The organism is Pantanalinema rosaneae CENA516 (assembly GCF_050753385.1).
In the GTDB taxonomy this organism is placed as follows: Bacteria; Cyanobacteriota; Cyanobacteriia; order Leptolyngbyales; family Leptolyngbyaceae; genus Pantanalinema; species Pantanalinema rosaneae.
In genome coordinates, this window is record NZ_JBLZFZ010000008.1 from 1 (window position 1) to 15693 (window position 15693).

The 15693-nt window shown below is 51.0% G+C and carries 13 protein-coding genes and 1 tRNA gene; 6 read left to right on the forward strand and 8 right to left on the reverse strand.

All coding sequences use genetic code 11. The features are described from left to right. The 3 genes from ACN4EK_RS06030 to ACN4EK_RS06040 form a co-directional block, all read right to left on the reverse strand. On the reverse strand, positions 1 to 857 hold an 857-nt coding region (locus ACN4EK_RS06030), incomplete at its 3' end, for an ABC transporter ATP-binding protein (RefSeq protein WP_431656623.1). A gap of 57 nt (positions 858 to 914) precedes the next feature. Further along, complete coding sequence (locus tag ACN4EK_RS06035) at positions 915 to 1757, reverse strand: Tab2/Atab2 family RNA-binding protein (RefSeq protein WP_431656625.1); 843 nt, start codon at positions 1755 to 1757, stop codon at positions 915 to 917. Between the two features lie 53 nt (positions 1758 to 1810). Further along, complete coding sequence (locus ACN4EK_RS06040) at positions 1811 to 2644, reverse strand: peptidoglycan-binding protein (RefSeq protein WP_431656627.1); 834 nt, start codon at positions 2642 to 2644, stop codon at positions 1811 to 1813. Between the two features lie 503 nt (positions 2645 to 3147). Between ACN4EK_RS06040 and ACN4EK_RS06045 the strand changes: the two genes are divergently transcribed. After that, positions 3148 to 4662 (forward strand): hypothetical protein, encoded by a 1515-nt coding sequence (locus ACN4EK_RS06045; protein ID WP_431656629.1) that lies wholly within the window; start codon positions 3148 to 3150, stop codon positions 4660 to 4662. A gap of 24 nt (positions 4663 to 4686) precedes the next feature. On the opposite strand, the gene ACN4EK_RS06050 is transcribed toward ACN4EK_RS06045, so the two are convergent. Next, positions 4687 to 4851 carry a hypothetical protein gene (locus tag ACN4EK_RS06050; RefSeq protein ID WP_431656631.1) on the reverse strand — a complete coding sequence of 55 codons (165 nt, stop codon included), beginning with the start codon at positions 4849 to 4851 and terminating at the stop codon, positions 4687 to 4689. Between the two features lie 198 nt (positions 4852 to 5049). Between ACN4EK_RS06050 and glgP the strand changes: the two genes are divergently transcribed. Both glgP and ACN4EK_RS06060 read left to right on the forward strand, forming a co-directional pair. Next, the gene (gene glgP / locus ACN4EK_RS06055; RefSeq protein WP_431656633.1) at positions 5050 to 7266 is read left to right on the forward strand and encodes an alpha-glucan family phosphorylase; all 2217 of its coding nucleotides are present in this window, start codon (positions 5050 to 5052) and stop codon (positions 7264 to 7266) included. Positions 7267 to 7461: 195 nt separating this feature from the next. Further along, complete coding sequence (locus ACN4EK_RS06060; RefSeq protein ID WP_431656635.1) at positions 7462 to 7617, forward strand: hypothetical protein; 156 nt, start codon at positions 7462 to 7464, stop codon at positions 7615 to 7617. Here the strand turns inward: ACN4EK_RS06060 and sigC are convergent. From sigC to lipA, 3 genes are all read right to left on the reverse strand, one after another. Continuing rightward, positions 7610 to 8857: an RNA polymerase sigma factor SigC gene (gene sigC / locus ACN4EK_RS06065; RefSeq protein WP_431656637.1), complete on the reverse strand. Its 1248-nt coding sequence runs from the start codon at positions 8855 to 8857 to the stop codon at positions 7610 to 7612. The two genes, ACN4EK_RS06060 and sigC, sit on opposite strands and share 8 nt — an antisense overlap. 500 nt (positions 8858 to 9357) lie before the next feature. Next, a complete protein-coding gene (locus tag ACN4EK_RS06070) occupies positions 9358 to 10299 on the reverse strand; it encodes an NAD(P)H-dependent glycerol-3-phosphate dehydrogenase (protein ID WP_431656639.1) in 942 nt (313 codons plus the stop codon). Further along, positions 10299 to 11168: a lipoyl synthase gene (lipA, locus tag ACN4EK_RS06075; protein ID WP_431656641.1), complete on the reverse strand. Its 870-nt coding sequence runs from the start codon at positions 11166 to 11168 to the stop codon at positions 10299 to 10301. The genes ACN4EK_RS06070 and lipA overlap by 1 nt, the downstream gene beginning before the upstream one ends. Positions 11169 to 11331: 163 nt before the next feature. Here lipA and ACN4EK_RS06080 point away from each other — a divergent pair. From ACN4EK_RS06080 to ACN4EK_RS06090, 3 genes are all read left to right on the forward strand, one after another. Next, positions 11332 to 11405, forward strand: a tRNA-Pro gene (locus ACN4EK_RS06080). A gap of 647 nt (positions 11406 to 12052) precedes the next feature. After that, on the forward strand, positions 12053 to 12352 hold the full coding sequence (locus ACN4EK_RS06085) for a DUF4212 domain-containing protein (protein ID WP_431656643.1): 300 nt from the start codon (positions 12053 to 12055) through the stop codon (positions 12350 to 12352). Between the two features lie 328 nt (positions 12353 to 12680). Next, positions 12681 to 14369, forward strand: coding sequence for a sodium:solute symporter family protein (locus ACN4EK_RS06090; RefSeq protein WP_431656645.1), 1689 nt, complete (start codon positions 12681 to 12683; stop codon positions 14367 to 14369). A 137-nt stretch (positions 14370 to 14506) separates the two neighbouring features. Here the strand turns inward: ACN4EK_RS06090 and ACN4EK_RS06095 are convergent, their stop codons facing one another. Next, positions 14507 to 15517 carry a zinc-binding dehydrogenase gene (locus ACN4EK_RS06095; protein WP_431656647.1) on the reverse strand — a complete coding sequence of 337 codons (1011 nt, stop codon included), beginning with the start codon at positions 15515 to 15517 and terminating at the stop codon, positions 14507 to 14509. Positions 15518 to 15693: the final 176 nt, after the last annotated feature.

Genomic DNA, 15693 nt, shown 5'->3' on the forward strand with positions numbered 1-15693 from the left:
AGATGTGTATAAGAGACAGCTTCCCTACCTCCCCCATCCCGACCCACCGCCTGAATATGCAACGCGGCTTCCAACAACGATCGCGTATAGGGATGCTGCGGCTGACGTAATACAAAGTCGGTAGTGCCTGTTTCGACAAACTTGCCATCGTACATGACCGCAATGCGATCACAGTATTCGCCAATCATTGCCAGATCATGGGAAATGATCAGGAGTGCCATTTGGCGATCGACGCAAAGCCGAGTTAATTCTCGCAGAATTTCGGCGGCAACGGTGACATCCAAACTGGTGGTTGGCTCATCGGCAATGATCATTTTGGGATCCAGTAGCAATGCCAGAGCGATCGCCACCCGTTGCCGCATTCCACCACTGAATTCATGGGGATATTGTGACCAGCGATTCGGAGGAATTTTGACGGCTTCCAGTACCGCGATGGCTCGTTCCTTGGCTTGGCGTTTGGAGAGATGGGCATGGTGCGATCTTAGGGTTTCCAGGCAGTGATCCCCGATCGTCATTAAGGGATTCAGGCGGGTCATGGGATCTTGGAAGATCAAGGCGATCGCTTCTCCCCGAAATCGCCGTAACGCCGTTGGACTTAGATTTAATACAGGTTGACCGTCAAACATGATTTGTCCTTCGATCCGGGCAGCGTCCGGCAACAATCGCATGATCGCCCGTCCCAACGTCGATTTACCGCAGCCTGACTCACCCACTAGCCCTAACCGTTCCCCAGCTTGGAGAGTAAAGGAAACATCATCGACTGCCCATTGACTCGACTGTCCTGACTGCTCACTACCCTGGCGTTGACGCGGATAGGCAACTCGCAGATTATTCACAGAAAGCAGAGGGTCAGTCATAGGAAGCCGTTGATCAACTTTCAGCTACTCTATCAGTGAAACTAGACCCCGATCGCATCAACCTTCCGCCTTCAAGAGCCAGAATCCGGTATAGGTCATGCCTGAGTCATCCGGTTGGACTAACAGGAAATGCAAACCCTGGCTGGCTTGTTTCCGCTGTTCAAATAATTGCGCGGCGGCTTTCACATCAGCATCCTCAAAAGTCGCCACTACCCAACGATCGACCAGTCCGGCTTCCAGAATCAAGCCATCGGGCGCACCCGGTACATAGTTGAGGGCAATCGGCTGGGCTTGTTGTAACCATTGGGCTAAGGGCAGCGATCGACGACCCCCATCAATCACAATGCCGGGAATAGCGGCCGTAGAAGCTAACCCCAGGTTTAACGGCAATAGAAATTCTGGCATTTCTAGGATCGGAATTGGATACCCCGTTCCAAAGTCGATTAACTCTCCGGCAGGCAGCGTCGCAAATCGCCAGCGATCGCCCCAGAGATTTTCGCTTAAGGGAACAGGCGGGGGTTGATCCAGATGCAATGGTTGGTAAGGTTGATGATTGTAGCCAGGAAAGGTAGGGTAAAGCTGCGATCGCTCAACTAACCAACGTTTTAGGGTGGGAGTGCGGCGGGTCGGTTCTACGGAGATCCCCAGGCGTTCACAGGCAGGCTCTAATAAATGCAGAGTTTGGGGACGAAAGACACGGATGACATCTGGACGATCGCACCCTGCCTCCAGCCAGTGTTGTAATTGAGCCGCTACCCAATCTGCATTTACTTGAGACTGGGGACAATTGACAACCTGCTGCAACGTTCCTTCGGGGTTACAGACTAGCAGTTCCCACAACTCGTTACCCTGTTCATCCTGGAGAGGACGACGGTAAAAATCAATTTCCCAAATCGGCATGACGATCGACAATCGGCGGTCAGCTTTTAGCTTACAGTGATTGCTCGACCTCCCTATGGCAAGATCTTGAGATACTCTTCGGCGATCGCGGCAATTTGGCTGGCTCGATCTAAGCCATTAATAATCCGACGGGCACTGTAGAAATCTCGGTTCCCAGAGCGAATGTAGTCACTCAGCTTACTGCCAGTAAACAGCCCATCCCGCATGCCCTGAACCAGAATTTGAGCCGCAATTTCCGGTTGCATGACTCGCTCCGGATACCGGACTAAATCCATCTTGAGGCGATCGCTCCAGGTGACATAATTTTTTCGTCCGGTGAGTTGGACAAATCCTCGTCCTTTGAAGCGGGGGCCATCGCCGGATTCGGTATTGCCCAAATCCCAACTACCTTCATACTCCCAACCACTGGCAAACTCTTCCATCCACAACCCTAACCGCGATTCATGTTCCGCCGTTGCCAGGATGTAAGCAATATGCGCCGGATCCGTCACGCTATCTGACTGACATTGGTGCAGAATGATTGGCAAGGTGGCGCGGGCGATCGTTCGCACATCAGCATAGGGAATTGATGCCACGATCTTGTCCAGATTAAATGCGCCGATCGCTGTTCTGACGATCGGTGTGTTAGGTTGCGGTATAGAGGGATCAGGTGGTTGAACGGGTTGCTTCAGTAACGCCGCCCAGGTTTTGTCACCTACAATGCCATCGGCAATCAAGCCATTATGACGTTGAAACAGCTTCACCGCAGTTTCCGTTCCCCGCCCAAATAACCCATCAATTTGATCCGCAGGCACACCTAATGCAGTTTGCAGCTTCCTCACAGCGTCCCGATATTCGGGGTAGTCAATACCATCGCCAAAGCGGAGAACGGGGAGTTCTAGGGTCATCGGCTCATTCCTTACTGCACCTGCAACCGATTATGCCGGAATCAGCCGGAAATAAAATCCGAGTTTTTCAGGAAGCGCTCAGAGGGCGTTTGAAAAGTCACAATTGTTACCTGAACTGCCCCCCTAACCCCCCAATTCTGGGGGGAACCGGATTCAAAGTCCCCCAGAATTGGGGGATTTAGGGGGCTAGTGCAATCGTTTTGATACTTTTAAAACATCCTCTCACCTGGCGGACTTGAAAGCAAAAAGACCGGAAATTAAATCCCCAACGATCCTGATCCTCTATCTGAGGGTAGAAGATCTGAATTCTCAGTGATATCTCGCAAAATTGTCCTGACCTGAACCAGACGATTTGAATAACTAGTCAGACAGAATCCCTCTGTTTAGCCACATTACCTGGAAGTACGTCAGTTTAATCACTTCTCACCTGAACTCTTACCGAGTCACGGATTAGCACAGTCCGATGATGAGTACTGACCTTGTAACCTGGGAACTTGAACCGCATGATTGCACCGTTGAACTCTGAGGAAAGGGCAATTGTCAAAGCTGAGGTAGCCAGCCTGAGCCACTCCAACCCAATCGGGAATCCTGAACAAAACGGTTCAGACTCTATATCGGCATTGCCTACCGATATCACAGTGATTCCTGATGACGGGTGTATTGAAGGACCTCTGACTTACTTCCGCTATTATTTGGCAGATGCGGACGAGTTTGCCTACCGCTCAGAGCAAGCCCCCCGATCGCTTCAGCAAAAATTGGTGCGTACTGGATTGGTCGGAGCCGGATTGTTAGCGACTCTGGCTTCTGGTATGGCTGCCATAGATGCCTTCAGCCCAAACCAGCCAGATACCAAGAAGCCCCCCCTCCCCCCGCCCCCCCTCTCTCAAATCCCTGAGCCGCACAATGCTGGCGGCACCCAAGCAACACCTCAGCCAACCACGCCCGAAACGATCGCGGGGACATCATCACCCTTACAATTTTCGCTGTCCCCCTCCCCGGCGATCGCTCAACTCGAACAATCCACGGCTCAACTTGCCCAACCCACAGCCCCAATCCCAGTTCTACCCGAGTTATCCGGCTCCCAGTTGGAAGCGACCCAGGCAGCTTTTTCCTTACCTGAACCGCAGTTCCCTACTGCACCCACGATCGCGGCTCTGGACTCAAACACACAACAGGCATTAACTCCGGTTCAGAACAGTCCAGTGTCTAACCAAAACATGGGCACTGTCAGCCATGTTCTGAATGCACCGCCATCGGGTTTACTCCAGCCTACGGAGCCCAATCCCAGCAATCTAGTGACTAATGGCGCGATCGCGGCTAACCCAATTTCGCCACCAGAAAGCTTGACCGCTCCCCTGTCAGCCTCGAACGCTGCCAATCCTAACCCAGTTCAACCGCTCGCTGCCGAGATTGCGAATGCCGGTCAGTCGTTGGTTCCGAATGCTACCCAGCCCAGCGTTACCCCGATCGCCAGTAATTTCCCGATGCCAACGGTGCAAACGGTAACGAATCCCGATCCCGGTAATGCCGAATTAGCACTCAATCCCAATCCATCCACCGTCACCATGCCAGGGGATCGCTTACTAGAAGCTGTTCCCAGGCAACTAGCACCAACGGTTAGCCCCAGTGCTACACCCAATAATTTGCCAGTTGCCCTGAGCGAACTGCCCCAGGATGTCTCTCCGGCAGTGCGTCACCTACTCCAGCCCAATGCCGAAGTGACGGGAATTCAGGTGGCAGTGATGCCATTGACGCAACAGGAATCGCAGGAAGTAGCCACCCGCGATCGCTTGGGACAGTTCAAAATTCTGCGCCTCAGTCAGTCTGCCTATCAGCAAGAGTGGCGCACCAGTAATGGGGATACCGACAGTCCTGCGCCAACCTTTGGGTTTGTGGATTACCCTCGCCAAGTGATCGCCGTTATGCAACCGTTGACTCCTACCAGTGCGAATCCGGTTATTCCATCTGCTCAGGTTTCCGTCTCCGTCTCTGCCCCAGAGCCAGCGATCGCAGAATAGCTCGGACTCAGCCGCTCTAGCTGTTCACCACCGACGGCGATCGGGCGTATCAATCAAGACAAAATGTTGCAAAGTTTTTTGGGCTGTCAGAACATTGCCCCAGAACCGAGCATGGTTTGGGGATTCAGCCGTTTTACAGTGATCACTGAATCCGTGAAACTGCAAATAATCTAAAGAAAGCCTGATCATGGGCTGAATCCTGGCAAGCTATAGTGCAGATGTCGCTGACTTTGGTTCGCTCGAATTATTCGAATCTTCGGGCGATCGCCACTCAGGGATAGGTTCAAAGAATTCAGAGCGCAGACAGTCTACTGGTGTGAAATATTGCGTGAATTTTCTGGTCTGTCTAGACTCTATTGCAGTGATTCCAAACGCATTTGACGTGATATGGTGAATACCCTTTCTGTAAAGCCTGCCGATCGCTTGAGTGCCCGACTGCCCCAATCGCTGAAACGGTTGGCAGATCTGGCCTATAACTATTGGTGGTGCTGGACTCCTGACCTGATTTCGCTATTCCAGAACATTAATCCGGATGAGTGGGAACGGTGCGGGCATAACCCGGTCATGCTATTGGAGTCAGTCTCCTTTGAGCGTCTGACCCAGCTTTCCATTGATCCCCTGTTTGCTAAGCGCTTGAAAAAAGTAGCGGAAAAGTTCGATCGCTACATGGCCGGTGAAAACACCTGGGCTAGCAAAGTTGCTCCCCAAATTTCGCAGCAACACCCGGTGGCTTACTTCTGTGCCGAATTTGGTTTACACGAATCGCTACCCGTTTATTCCGGTGGCTTAGGGATTTTGGCAGGCGACCACCTGAAATCTGCCTCCGATTTAGGTGTGCCGATGGTCGGGGTGGGGCTGCTGTACCGCCAGGGCTATTTCCACCAACGCCTGAACCGCCAGGGTTGGCAAGAAGACTACTACATCGACAATCCGTTTGAACGGATGCCCCTGGAACTGATGCGGAATGCGGAGGGTGAACCGATCACGATCGAGGTGCATGTCCGCCAACGCAATGTCAAAGTTCAAATCTGGCGGGTGCAGGTCGGTCGGGTCAGTTTGTATCTCATGGACACCGATCGGGAAGACAATGATCCGATCGATCGCTGGTTAACCGGACACCTGTATGGCGGCAACCAGGAAACCCGCATTGCCCAGGAAATTATTTTGGGCATCGGCGGAGTACGAACCCTGCAAGCGCTTGGTATTGAACCCGGAATTTATCACCTGAATGAAGGACATGCCGCCTTCTGCCTGCTCGAAGTAACGCGGCTAGAAATTCAACGCACCGGGAAATCGTTCTACGACATCGAAGCCTCTGTCCGCGATCGTTGCGTATTCACCACCCATACGCCCGTTCCAGCCGGACATGATGTGTTCTCAGCCGATCTAATGGACTCCTTCTTCGCCCAATACTGGCCCCAATTGGGACTCTCCCGTGAACAATTCCTGGCACTGGGAGCGCGGCGGCTAGGGGATCCCTGGGAACCCTTCGGCATGACCGTGTTAGCCCTGCGTCTGTGTCGGGCGGCCAATGGAGTCAGCGAATTGCATGGACAAGTCTCCCGCCAGATGTGGAATGTGTTGTACCCAGAGCGATCGGAAGAAAAAGTCCCGATCGGCTACATTACCAATGGCGTTCATGCGGCCACCTGGACATCGGCATTATTCGATGATTTGTTCTGTCAATACCTGGGCGAGAATTGGCAGAATAAAGTGCTCGATCCCCAACTATGGGAAAAGGTAGAGCAAATCCCGGATGAAGAGATTTGGTGGCGGCATCAGGTTCTCAAGGAGCGGTTAATTGCCCATACCCGGTTCAAACTCCGGCAGTCTCGCCACGATCGGGGTGAGGATGCCAGCAGTATTCAAGCCGTGGATTATATGCTCGATCCTAAAGCGCTGACGATCGGCTTTGCCCGTCGTTTCAGCCCCTACAAGCGGGGAGCGTTGTTGCTGCGAGATGCAGAGCGAGCTCTCAAGATCTTTGGTAATCCGAATCGCCCCGTTCAAATCATTTTCTCGGGTAAAGCGCACCCCGCCGATGAAGAAGGTAAACGGATCATCCAACGCTTGATGGAATGGTGTAAGCAGTCGGCGATCGTCAATCGTGTCGCCTTCATCGAAGACTACGACATGCACACCGCCCGCAAGCTCGTTCAGGGGGTCGATGTTTGGTTAAACAATCCCCGCCGTCCATTGGAAGCCTCGGGCACCAGTGGGCAGAAGGTCTGCTTTAACGGCGGCATTAACTGTAGTGTGCTGGATGGCTGGTGGTGTGAAGGCTACCAAATTGATGCCACGGGCAAGGGCACGAATGGTTGGGCGATCGGCAAAGATGCCCATACCAGCGATCAAGAGCTTCAGGACAAAATTGATTCTGACTCGCTCTATCAATTGTTGGAGGAGACGATCGCACCCCTCTACTACGACCAGGATGCCAACGGCATTCCCCACGGTTGGATCAAGATGATGAAGGCATCGATTAAAACCAATTCCCTTGCCTTCAACACCCATCGCATGATCGCCGATTATGTTACTCACCTCTATGCACCGGGAGCCGTGGCAGGTGTGGGTCGCAGTCTGGCGAAAGTGCCAATGGCGTAACGTTCACAATCACCCTATAGAGGCGGGTTTAGCCAATCTGTCATCGGTTCAACGATTCAGATCACGGCAAAACCCACCCCTAAGGTCGTTTCCAGAAGGATTTATCCCCATAAATTGTAGGGGTTTGGCATTCGGTCAACAACCTTCGAGATCAGTCAAAGATGCTCTACCGAATGCTAAACCCGTACAGGGGTAATGTTTTTTTCAGAATCTCCTAATGCGATCGACCACCTCAAATTAAAAGAGTTCTCTCCTGGTATCTGGAAAGAACTCTCAACGATCGTTACTTTAGTTAGCCTGAAAGTTGAGCCGACTTCTGCTCAGGCGTTAGCCAACCCTATGATTAGCTGAGCGACTCCAGATAATCCCGCACCCGATTCCGCCGCTTGGGTTGCCGTAGTTTTTGCAGCGCTTTCGCTTCAATCTGCCGAACCCGTTCCCGCGACAGATCCAATGCCCGACCGATTTCTGCCAGCGAGTAGGGTTGCCCGTCCCCTAAGCCAAACCGCATCTGGATCACATCCCGTTCGCGACTGGTCAGGTCTGCCAGCAGTTGTTGTAAATCCCGCCGCAGGGCTTCCCGCATTAGGGTATCTTCGGGAGACACTTCTTCGGTTTCCAGCAGATCACCCAGTTCCGTGTCTTTCTCCTTACCCACTTTCGTTTCTAAGGACACCGATCGCGGCACTCGCAGCAACACTTCCCGCACCTGGGGAGCGGTCATTTCCAGTTCAATCGCAATGTCTTCGATCGACGCGGTTCGACCTTTTTCCTGGGAAATTTTGCGTTGCGCCTTTTTAATTTTGTTCAGTTTTTCGGTGATGTGAACCGGCAGGCGAATCGTGCGGCTTTGAGTGGCGATCGCGCGGGTAATGCCCTGACGAATCCACCAGTACGCATAGGTAGAGAAGCGATAGCCTTTGGTTGGGTCAAATTTCTCGACGGCGCGTTCCAGACCCAAAGTGCCTTCCTGAATCAAATCCAGCAGTTCCAAACCGCGATTTTGATATTTTTTGGCAACGGACACCACCAGGCGCAGATTTGCCTTAATCATGTGTTCTTTGGCACGAATCCCTTCTCGCTGAATTTTTTCCAGTTCTTCAACGGCTAATCCGGCAATCTGTGCCCAATGCTGTTTACCCTCAGTCCGAACTTGTTTCAATTCTTCGCGGGTCAGCCCAACTTCAGCCAGCCAGCGATCGAGCGAGGGACTATATCCCATCTGTGCCGTCAGACGAGCTTTGGTTTCCATCACTTCTACATAGCGCTGGATCGCACCACCAACGTCGATCGCCGCTTGCTGACGTTGTTCTAGTAATGCCATGTAGCGCTGTACCTGTTGAGCTTCTGCTACTTCTTCGTCGCGTCCGAGTAACCGCACCCGACCAATTTCCTGGAGGTACAACCGCACCAGGTCAGTTGTCCGACGACTTGTGCTACGTTGGAGCATGGCTGGATCACCATCTTCCATGTCGAGACTGATTAAGTCGTCTACCATCTGCCCTTGATTGTTCGATAGATCTGCGGGTAAACCCTGGGCATACAGGGCTTCGTCGTATCCTGCTTCAGCGTAAAAAGATGATGCTGGCATAGTGCTCGTCTCAGTTGCTCCAGGTAAGAATGGCTTCGTCGGCTGCTTGCTGATAGTGTTCCCAATTAATCAGGACTAAAGAACATCATTTACAGTTCCGTAATATGGTTTAGTTTCGGAACCCATGACATTTCGAGGTCTACTAGCAACCTTTTGACCCGCAGTAGAATGACGCACCCGGACAAATTGAGCCTGCGAAATTAGGTTGCCTTTAGAAACTCCTGATTTTGGGAATTGCAGCCATTGTAAAGACAAGGTAAAAGGGGGTCGGTGACTTACATCAAGGTGCTAGGTTAACCTACATCACTTCTAAGGCAATTTCCTGACGTTTTTGCACACACTGCCGCCAACTTCATCAAGTCTTTGTTCGTAGACTCCGTTCAATCACAGGTTAATAAAGCCAGTTCTCTGAGCGGATTTAATCTCTTTGCAACAAATATTTGAAGCCCTCATACTTCGCCTCTATCGAAGCAATTACCAATTTGATTGCTCTGTAAGCCTTAGTTAATTTCCGGCTTATGTTCTCGTTGCATTAAGGCTTCCACGGCGGCGTGGGGAGTAATACTCCCATCCAGTAGTTGAGCGACCTGTTGCGAGATGGGCATGACGATATTCTGCTGCGCCGCCAGTTGGATCAAGACTCCCGTTGTATTCACCCCTTCGGCTGTCCCTTGTAAATCTGCCAGCACCTGAGCCAGCGATCGCCCCTGAGCCAAGCCAAATCCCACTTGATAATTGCGACTGAGGGCACTATTACAGGTTGCCAGTAGATCGCCTAATCCCGACAACCCATAAAAGGTCTCCGGCTTCGCCCCCCAGACCGTCCCAATCCGAATAATCTCTGCCAATCCGCGTGTCACCAGGGCAGCTTTGGCATTCGTCCCCAGTTGTAAGCCGTCACAGGTGCCCACTGCGATCGCAATCACATTCTTTAAAGTGCCGCCTAACTCCACCCCCAGACGATCGGGATTGGTATAGATGCGAAAACTGGCAGACGATAACGCGGTTTGTACGGCTTCCGCCGCTGCCAGATGATCACTGCCAACCACCGTCGCCGCCGGTAAACCCTGAGCAATCTCCTTGGAAAGATTTGGGCCGGATAACACGGCGATCGCCTGGTGGGGCAAGGCAGCCTGCCAGAGTTGCGAGGGGAGCAAGGGTAACGAGTTGGCACTCACGGATTCTGGATCCAACCCTTTCGTTGCCGTAACAATGATCGTGTCTGGACGGAGCGCCGCTGGCTGAATTTGCTCAATTACCGATCGCACTCCCTTCATCGATACAGCCGAAATCACCATATCGACTCCATCCAGCACCACCGATAAACTTTCAGGGCTACGACGTGACCAGACCCGTACCGTATGTCCCCGGTGGACTGCCAGCGTTGCCAGTGTCGATCCCCAGGCTCCTGCCCCAATCACTGCGATCGTTTGAGATGACATTAGCGAGGATACCGTTCCATTAACGATCGCACCTGTTCTGCGTGGTAAGAACTACGGGTGAGCGGGGAAGCCACCACCTGCAAGAACCCAATCGATTCCCCATAGCTTGTCCAAGCTGCAAATTGTTCTGGGGTAATAAAATCCACCACTCCCAAATGCTTTTGGCTGGGTTGGAGATATTGCCCGATCGTCAGAATGTCACAATCGACCGATCGCAGATCCCGCATCACCTGTCTCACCTCCTCGTCCGTCTCTCCCAAACCCACCATAATGCCGCTTTTGGTATAAATCTGGGGAGCAAGTTCACGAGTTCGGCGCAACAATTCCAGCGATCGCTGGTAGTTACCCTGAGGACGCACCCGCCGATACAACCGGGAGACGGTTTCCGTATTGTGGTTCAGAACTTCTGGGTTAGCTTGGGTAATGAGTTCTAACGCCTGCCAATTGGCACACAGGTCAGGAATCAGCACCTCGATCGTCGTTCCCGGTGAGGCGGATCGGATGGCACGAATGCAGCGATCGAATTGGGCGGCTCCCCCATCGGGCAAATCATCCCGGTTAACCGAAGTCACGACAACGTGATTTAACCGCATCCGCCGCACCGCTTCCGCCAACCGTTCCGGTTCGGTCGGATCCAGAGGCTGCGGCTTTTTCTCAAAATCAATATCACAGTAGGGACAGGCACGGGTACAGGCAGGTCCCATGATCAAAAAGGTGGCAGTGCCATTGTTGAAGCATTCGCCAATATTGGGGCAAGACGCTTCCTCGCAAACGGTATTTAGCCTCAAGTCCCGCAGGATTTCCTTGACGCTACCCACCCGCTCCCATTGGGGGGCTTTCACCCGTAACCATTCTGGCTTGACAACCACACGCGTATCCCATGAACATCTATATGTTCAGTCTATCAAGGGACAGGTCTAGCCGAGAAGCATCAAGGCGATCGTGGCATCACCCATCTAAGATCAAACTTTTGCTGCCCTAAAACTCTAAACCTGGATAAGAATGTGTTACCCTAGTACAGGATTGCTGCAACGGGATGTAGCGCAGCTTGGTAGCGCACTTCGTTCGGGACGAAGGGGTCGCTGGTTCGAATCCAGTCATCCCGATTTGTCGAATTGTCGAATAACAGTTTATCTGTCGTCGTTAACGAATTGATGTCGTCCTTATCAGATTGATGTCGTCGTTAACGATTTTTTGTCGTTTTAGCACTTCCTGGAGATCGCCCATCTTCTAAGATCAGTGATGATGCGGTAGCTCAGGCAGGTTCAGAACAATTAATCATTAAGCTTGCTCAACCACCTTAAACCTGCTGTGAAATGACATTCGACGATTGTAACAGTTCCACAGCAGACTGTTAGCTTAGTGATTTTCTTTTTCAGTACCTCTACTACTAAAACAGTTGTTAGCACTGCAATCACTTGAACCCTTGAGCATCAACTTGCTGTTATCAACGTCAGTCCAAAATTGCTATTGAGAATTTCAGCGAATTAGCCCTAGATGATAGGACTTTACAAGGTGGGTAAAATCCAGTCCACAGGGTTCTTACAGATTTTTCTACTGATGTTATTTTTTACAAAAGTTTAATCATTGGATCCACAGAGCGCGATAAACTTTGCATATTGAATTCCCATCGCTTCTAACACCCTAATTAACATCTGAGCAAGAATCGTTCCAAGCACTTGATGCTCTGGATGGTCTTTTTGTGTGATGAGATTTCTGTTTCAGGGTATCGAAGCTTATTGACTGTAAAACCATGAATCAAAACGAAAGACAAGCTTATTGGCGAGCGAATACCACTTTAATTCGCAATTTGTTAATTATTTGGGCAGTTGTCTCGATCGGGATGAGCATCCTCTTCGTACAGCCGCTTAACGCGATCAGGCTGGGTAGCGTACCTCTGGGATTTTGGATGGCACAGCAAGGCTCCATTTATGTATTTGTTATCTTGATTTTTGTCTATGCCCATCAGATGGAAAAAATTGAGCGCAAATATTTGAGAAATGGGCAAGCAGCACTACAAAAAGATCCGGAGAGCACAGATCCCTCTAACTAAATAGGTGCAAATCTAGCCGCCTTTGACAGAAACAGCACGTTATTTCGGTGACTGTTAAATCGTTGTGCTTTGAAACCGATATTTCCAACTTCAAGCCGTAAGAGGATGCTTTAAAGGTATCAAAAGCGATTGCACTCGTCCCCTTCTCTGATATGCCCATAGGACTTTAAGCCCCCTGTTTACAATGGCATCAGGCTATATTCTGGAAGACTATGAATCCGGCTCCCCTCAGGATGGGGGGGCTAGGGGGCAGTTCAGGTAGCGATCGTGACTTTTCAAACAACCTCTTAAAACTTCTTGCAATTTTCGCTCATTTTAAGGATCAGCAATGTCAGCAGAAGCCTGGACTATTGTTTTAGTCATTCTTTCGTTCATCGTTTATATCTACATCGGTTGGCACTCTCGGGTGCGAGATACCAAAGGATTTTTTGTTGCCGATCAGGGGGTTCCTGCCCTGGCAAACGGTGCGGCAACCGCAGCAGATTGGATGTCAGCCGCGTCATTTATTTCCATGGCTGGCATTATTTCGTTTTTGGGGTATGACGGTTCGATCTACCTGATGGGTTGGACGGGTGGCTATGTGTTGCTCGCCCTGTTACTCGCTCCCTATCTGCGTAAATTTGGCAAGTACACTGTCCCCGATTTTGTTGGCGATCGCTACTATTCTGGGGTGGCCCGGTTGGTGGCAGTAATTGCCGCAATCTTTGTTTCCCTCACCTATGTGGCAGGGCAAATGCGCGGTGTTGGCATTGTCTTCAGTCGCTTTCTCCAGGTAGACATTAATACTGGAGTCGTCATCGGCATGGTGATTGTGGCATTTTTTGCCATTCTGGGTGGTATGAAGGGCATCACCTGGACACAAGTGGCGCAGTACGGTGTGCTGATCATTGCTTACCTGATTCCGGCGATCGCTATTTCAGTGCTGCTAACGGGTAATCCCATTCCTCAACTGAGTTTTGCCTTTAGTGACATTGTGGAGCGGCTAAATGGCATCCAGACAGAGCTAGGGTTCCAGGCTTATACCCAGCCGTTTGCGACGAAACCGATGATCGATGTGCTGTTTTTCACGATCGCGCTGATGGTGGGAACGGCGGGATTACCCCATATCATTGTCCGGTTCTATACCGTTCCCGATGTTAAAGCGGCGCGGCGATCGGCAGGTTGGGCACTGCTAATGATTGCGATTCTCTACACCACGGCTCCCGCCCTGGCTGCGTTTGCCCGTTATAACTTGATTGGTAGCTTACATAATCAGACCATTGCACAAGTTCAAGAACTTGATTGGGCAACCAAGTGGGAAAAAACTAAATTGCTGGCGTTTGATGATATCAATGGGGATGGACGACTCCAACTAACTCCCGATAAAGCTACCAACGAAATTACCATCGATCGTGACATTGTCGTGCTATCAACTCCCGAAGTGGCAAAACTACCGCCCTGGGTGATTGCTCTGGTTGCTGCCGGAGGGTTAGCCGCCGCCCTGTCTACCGCTTCGGGTTTATTGCTGGTGATTTCCAGTTCCATTGCCCATGATGTTTACTACCGCATGATTAATCCCCATGCCTCGGAGGCAAGGCGGTTATTTATTGGTCGGATTATGGTTGGGATTGCGATCGTGGTTGCCGGATACTTTGGCATTAATCCTCCCGGATTTGTGGCAGAGGTGGTTGCCCTTGCCTTCGGTCTAGCGGCTTCTAGCTTCTTCCCAATCATTATTCTGGGGGTATTTGATAAACGCACAAACCGGGAAGGCGCGATCGCGGGTATGATCACGGGATTAGTTGTCACGAGCATTTACGTGGTTAGTGTCAAATTCGGTGGCATGGCTCCCTGGTTTGGCATTTCCGCTGAAGGCTTTGGCACCGTCGGGATGATTCTGAACTTCATTGTCACCCTGGTCGTATCTCGCTTTACCCCACCCCCACCCGAGGAAATCCAAAATCTGGTCGATGATCTACGCACACCAGAACACGCTCCTGTAGCATTGGCAGACATTGGTGAAGAAGAGTTAGATTAATCACCGAATTAACCATTCTCTAAATTGCTAACAACAGGGATTTTAGAGTTCATTCAGTATCTCTAAGATCCCTTTAGCGATCGCTAACTTTTCAAGGCTAAGAAATCTACTCGATTAATCCCTTCCAACGGAATCGGCTAATAAAACTGAACCACAACCTTACCAACATTCTTGCCAGTTAGCAGATAGTTAACGGCGATCGGAATCGATTCGATGCCATTAAACGGAGTTGGATTGATCGCAACGCGAAGTTTATGGGTGTAAAACAGGTTGAGCAGACGATCGCGGGCTGTAGCCATATATTCGGCATAGTGAGGCATGAGAAAGGCTCGGACGGAAGCCGCTTTCCAAAATAATTGGTGATAAATTCGGGGCTGGGAGACGACTTGCGGCACTTGGGCATAGTCTGAAATAAACCCCACAGTCACCAACCGTCCTCGTACCGCTAAATGCTCCAGACAGGTATCAAACACCCTACCACCGACACAGTCAAATATCAGATTTACACCATTCGGATATTCTGCTTGCAATACGGAATTTAGATCTTCCTGGTGATAGTTAATCACACGATCGCACCCTAATTCCTGCAACAGTTGTGCTTTAACCACCGAACCGCAGGTACCAATCAGATGATTTCCAGCGAGTTTGGCTAACTGCACCGCAATATGCCCAGTGCCACCAGCGGCAGCCGTGACTAATACCGTCTCTTGGCTCCGCATCTCGCCTGCCTGCTCTAGCGCTACCAGTGCCGATATCCCCGTTGGCATCAAAGTGAGAATTTCGGGAATGGCTTCAGCCACCTTAAAGGCAAGCTGGGCAGGAATGAGTTGATACTCTCGATAGCCGCCGCCACGCCCGATTGTAGCCACCGCATCTCCCACTTGAAAATCTTTTACAGCATCACCGATCGCCACTACTTCTCCCACCGCTTCAACCCCCAGATCAAAGGGAAGAGTGAGATCGACATAGGGAATATTTCCCTGGCAAATCAAGGTATCAAATCCGGCATTAATTCCCGCAAACTTGTTGCGAATCAGGATTTCGCCAGAGTTAGGAGTGGGAATGGGGACTTCGACAATCGCGATCGCGGACTGAAAATCTGAGCTAAATTGTTTAGCAACGAGCTTTTTGTAGGTTTCGGAGGGCATTGCAGCGCATCCAATTTTGCAAGGGGAGGTTTAATTCACGGCGATCGTCATGCCTCAATCCTACATGTTTATTGGCATATTCCATCAACCGGAAAGTTAAGCCCTTGAAAAGGGTAGCAGAAGATAGCAAAGCCTAGCGCATTGTATCCTACCATTACAATTAGAGTGAGGCAGTG

Coding starts and splice junctions, on each gene's coding strand:
- ACN4EK_RS06035 (WP_431656625.1), bottom strand. CDS start 1,757: ATGCCGATTTGGGAAATTGATTTTTACCGTCGTCCTCTCCAGGATGAA.
- ACN4EK_RS06040 (WP_431656627.1), bottom strand. CDS start 2,644: ATGACCCTAGAACTCCCCGTTCTCCGCTTTGGCGATGGTATTGACTAC.
- ACN4EK_RS06045 (WP_431656629.1), top strand. CDS start 3,148: ATGATTGCACCGTTGAACTCTGAGGAAAGGGCAATTGTCAAAGCTGAG.
- ACN4EK_RS06050 (WP_431656631.1), bottom strand. CDS start 4,851: ATGATCAGGCTTTCTTTAGATTATTTGCAGTTTCACGGATTCAGTGAT.
- glgP (WP_431656633.1), top strand. CDS start 5,050: ATGGTGAATACCCTTTCTGTAAAGCCTGCCGATCGCTTGAGTGCCCGA.
- ACN4EK_RS06060 (WP_431656635.1), top strand. CDS start 7,462: ATGTTTTTTTCAGAATCTCCTAATGCGATCGACCACCTCAAATTAAAA.
- sigC (WP_431656637.1), bottom strand. CDS start 8,857: ATGCCAGCATCATCTTTTTACGCTGAAGCAGGATACGACGAAGCCCTG.
- ACN4EK_RS06070 (WP_431656639.1), bottom strand. CDS start 10,299: ATGTCATCTCAAACGATCGCAGTGATTGGGGCAGGAGCCTGGGGATCG.
- ACN4EK_RS06085 (WP_431656643.1), top strand. CDS start 12,053: ATGAATCAAAACGAAAGACAAGCTTATTGGCGAGCGAATACCACTTTA.
- ACN4EK_RS06090 (WP_431656645.1), top strand. CDS start 12,681: ATGTCAGCAGAAGCCTGGACTATTGTTTTAGTCATTCTTTCGTTCATC.
- ACN4EK_RS06095 (WP_431656647.1), bottom strand. CDS start 15,517: ATGCCCTCCGAAACCTACAAAAAGCTCGTTGCTAAACAATTTAGCTCA.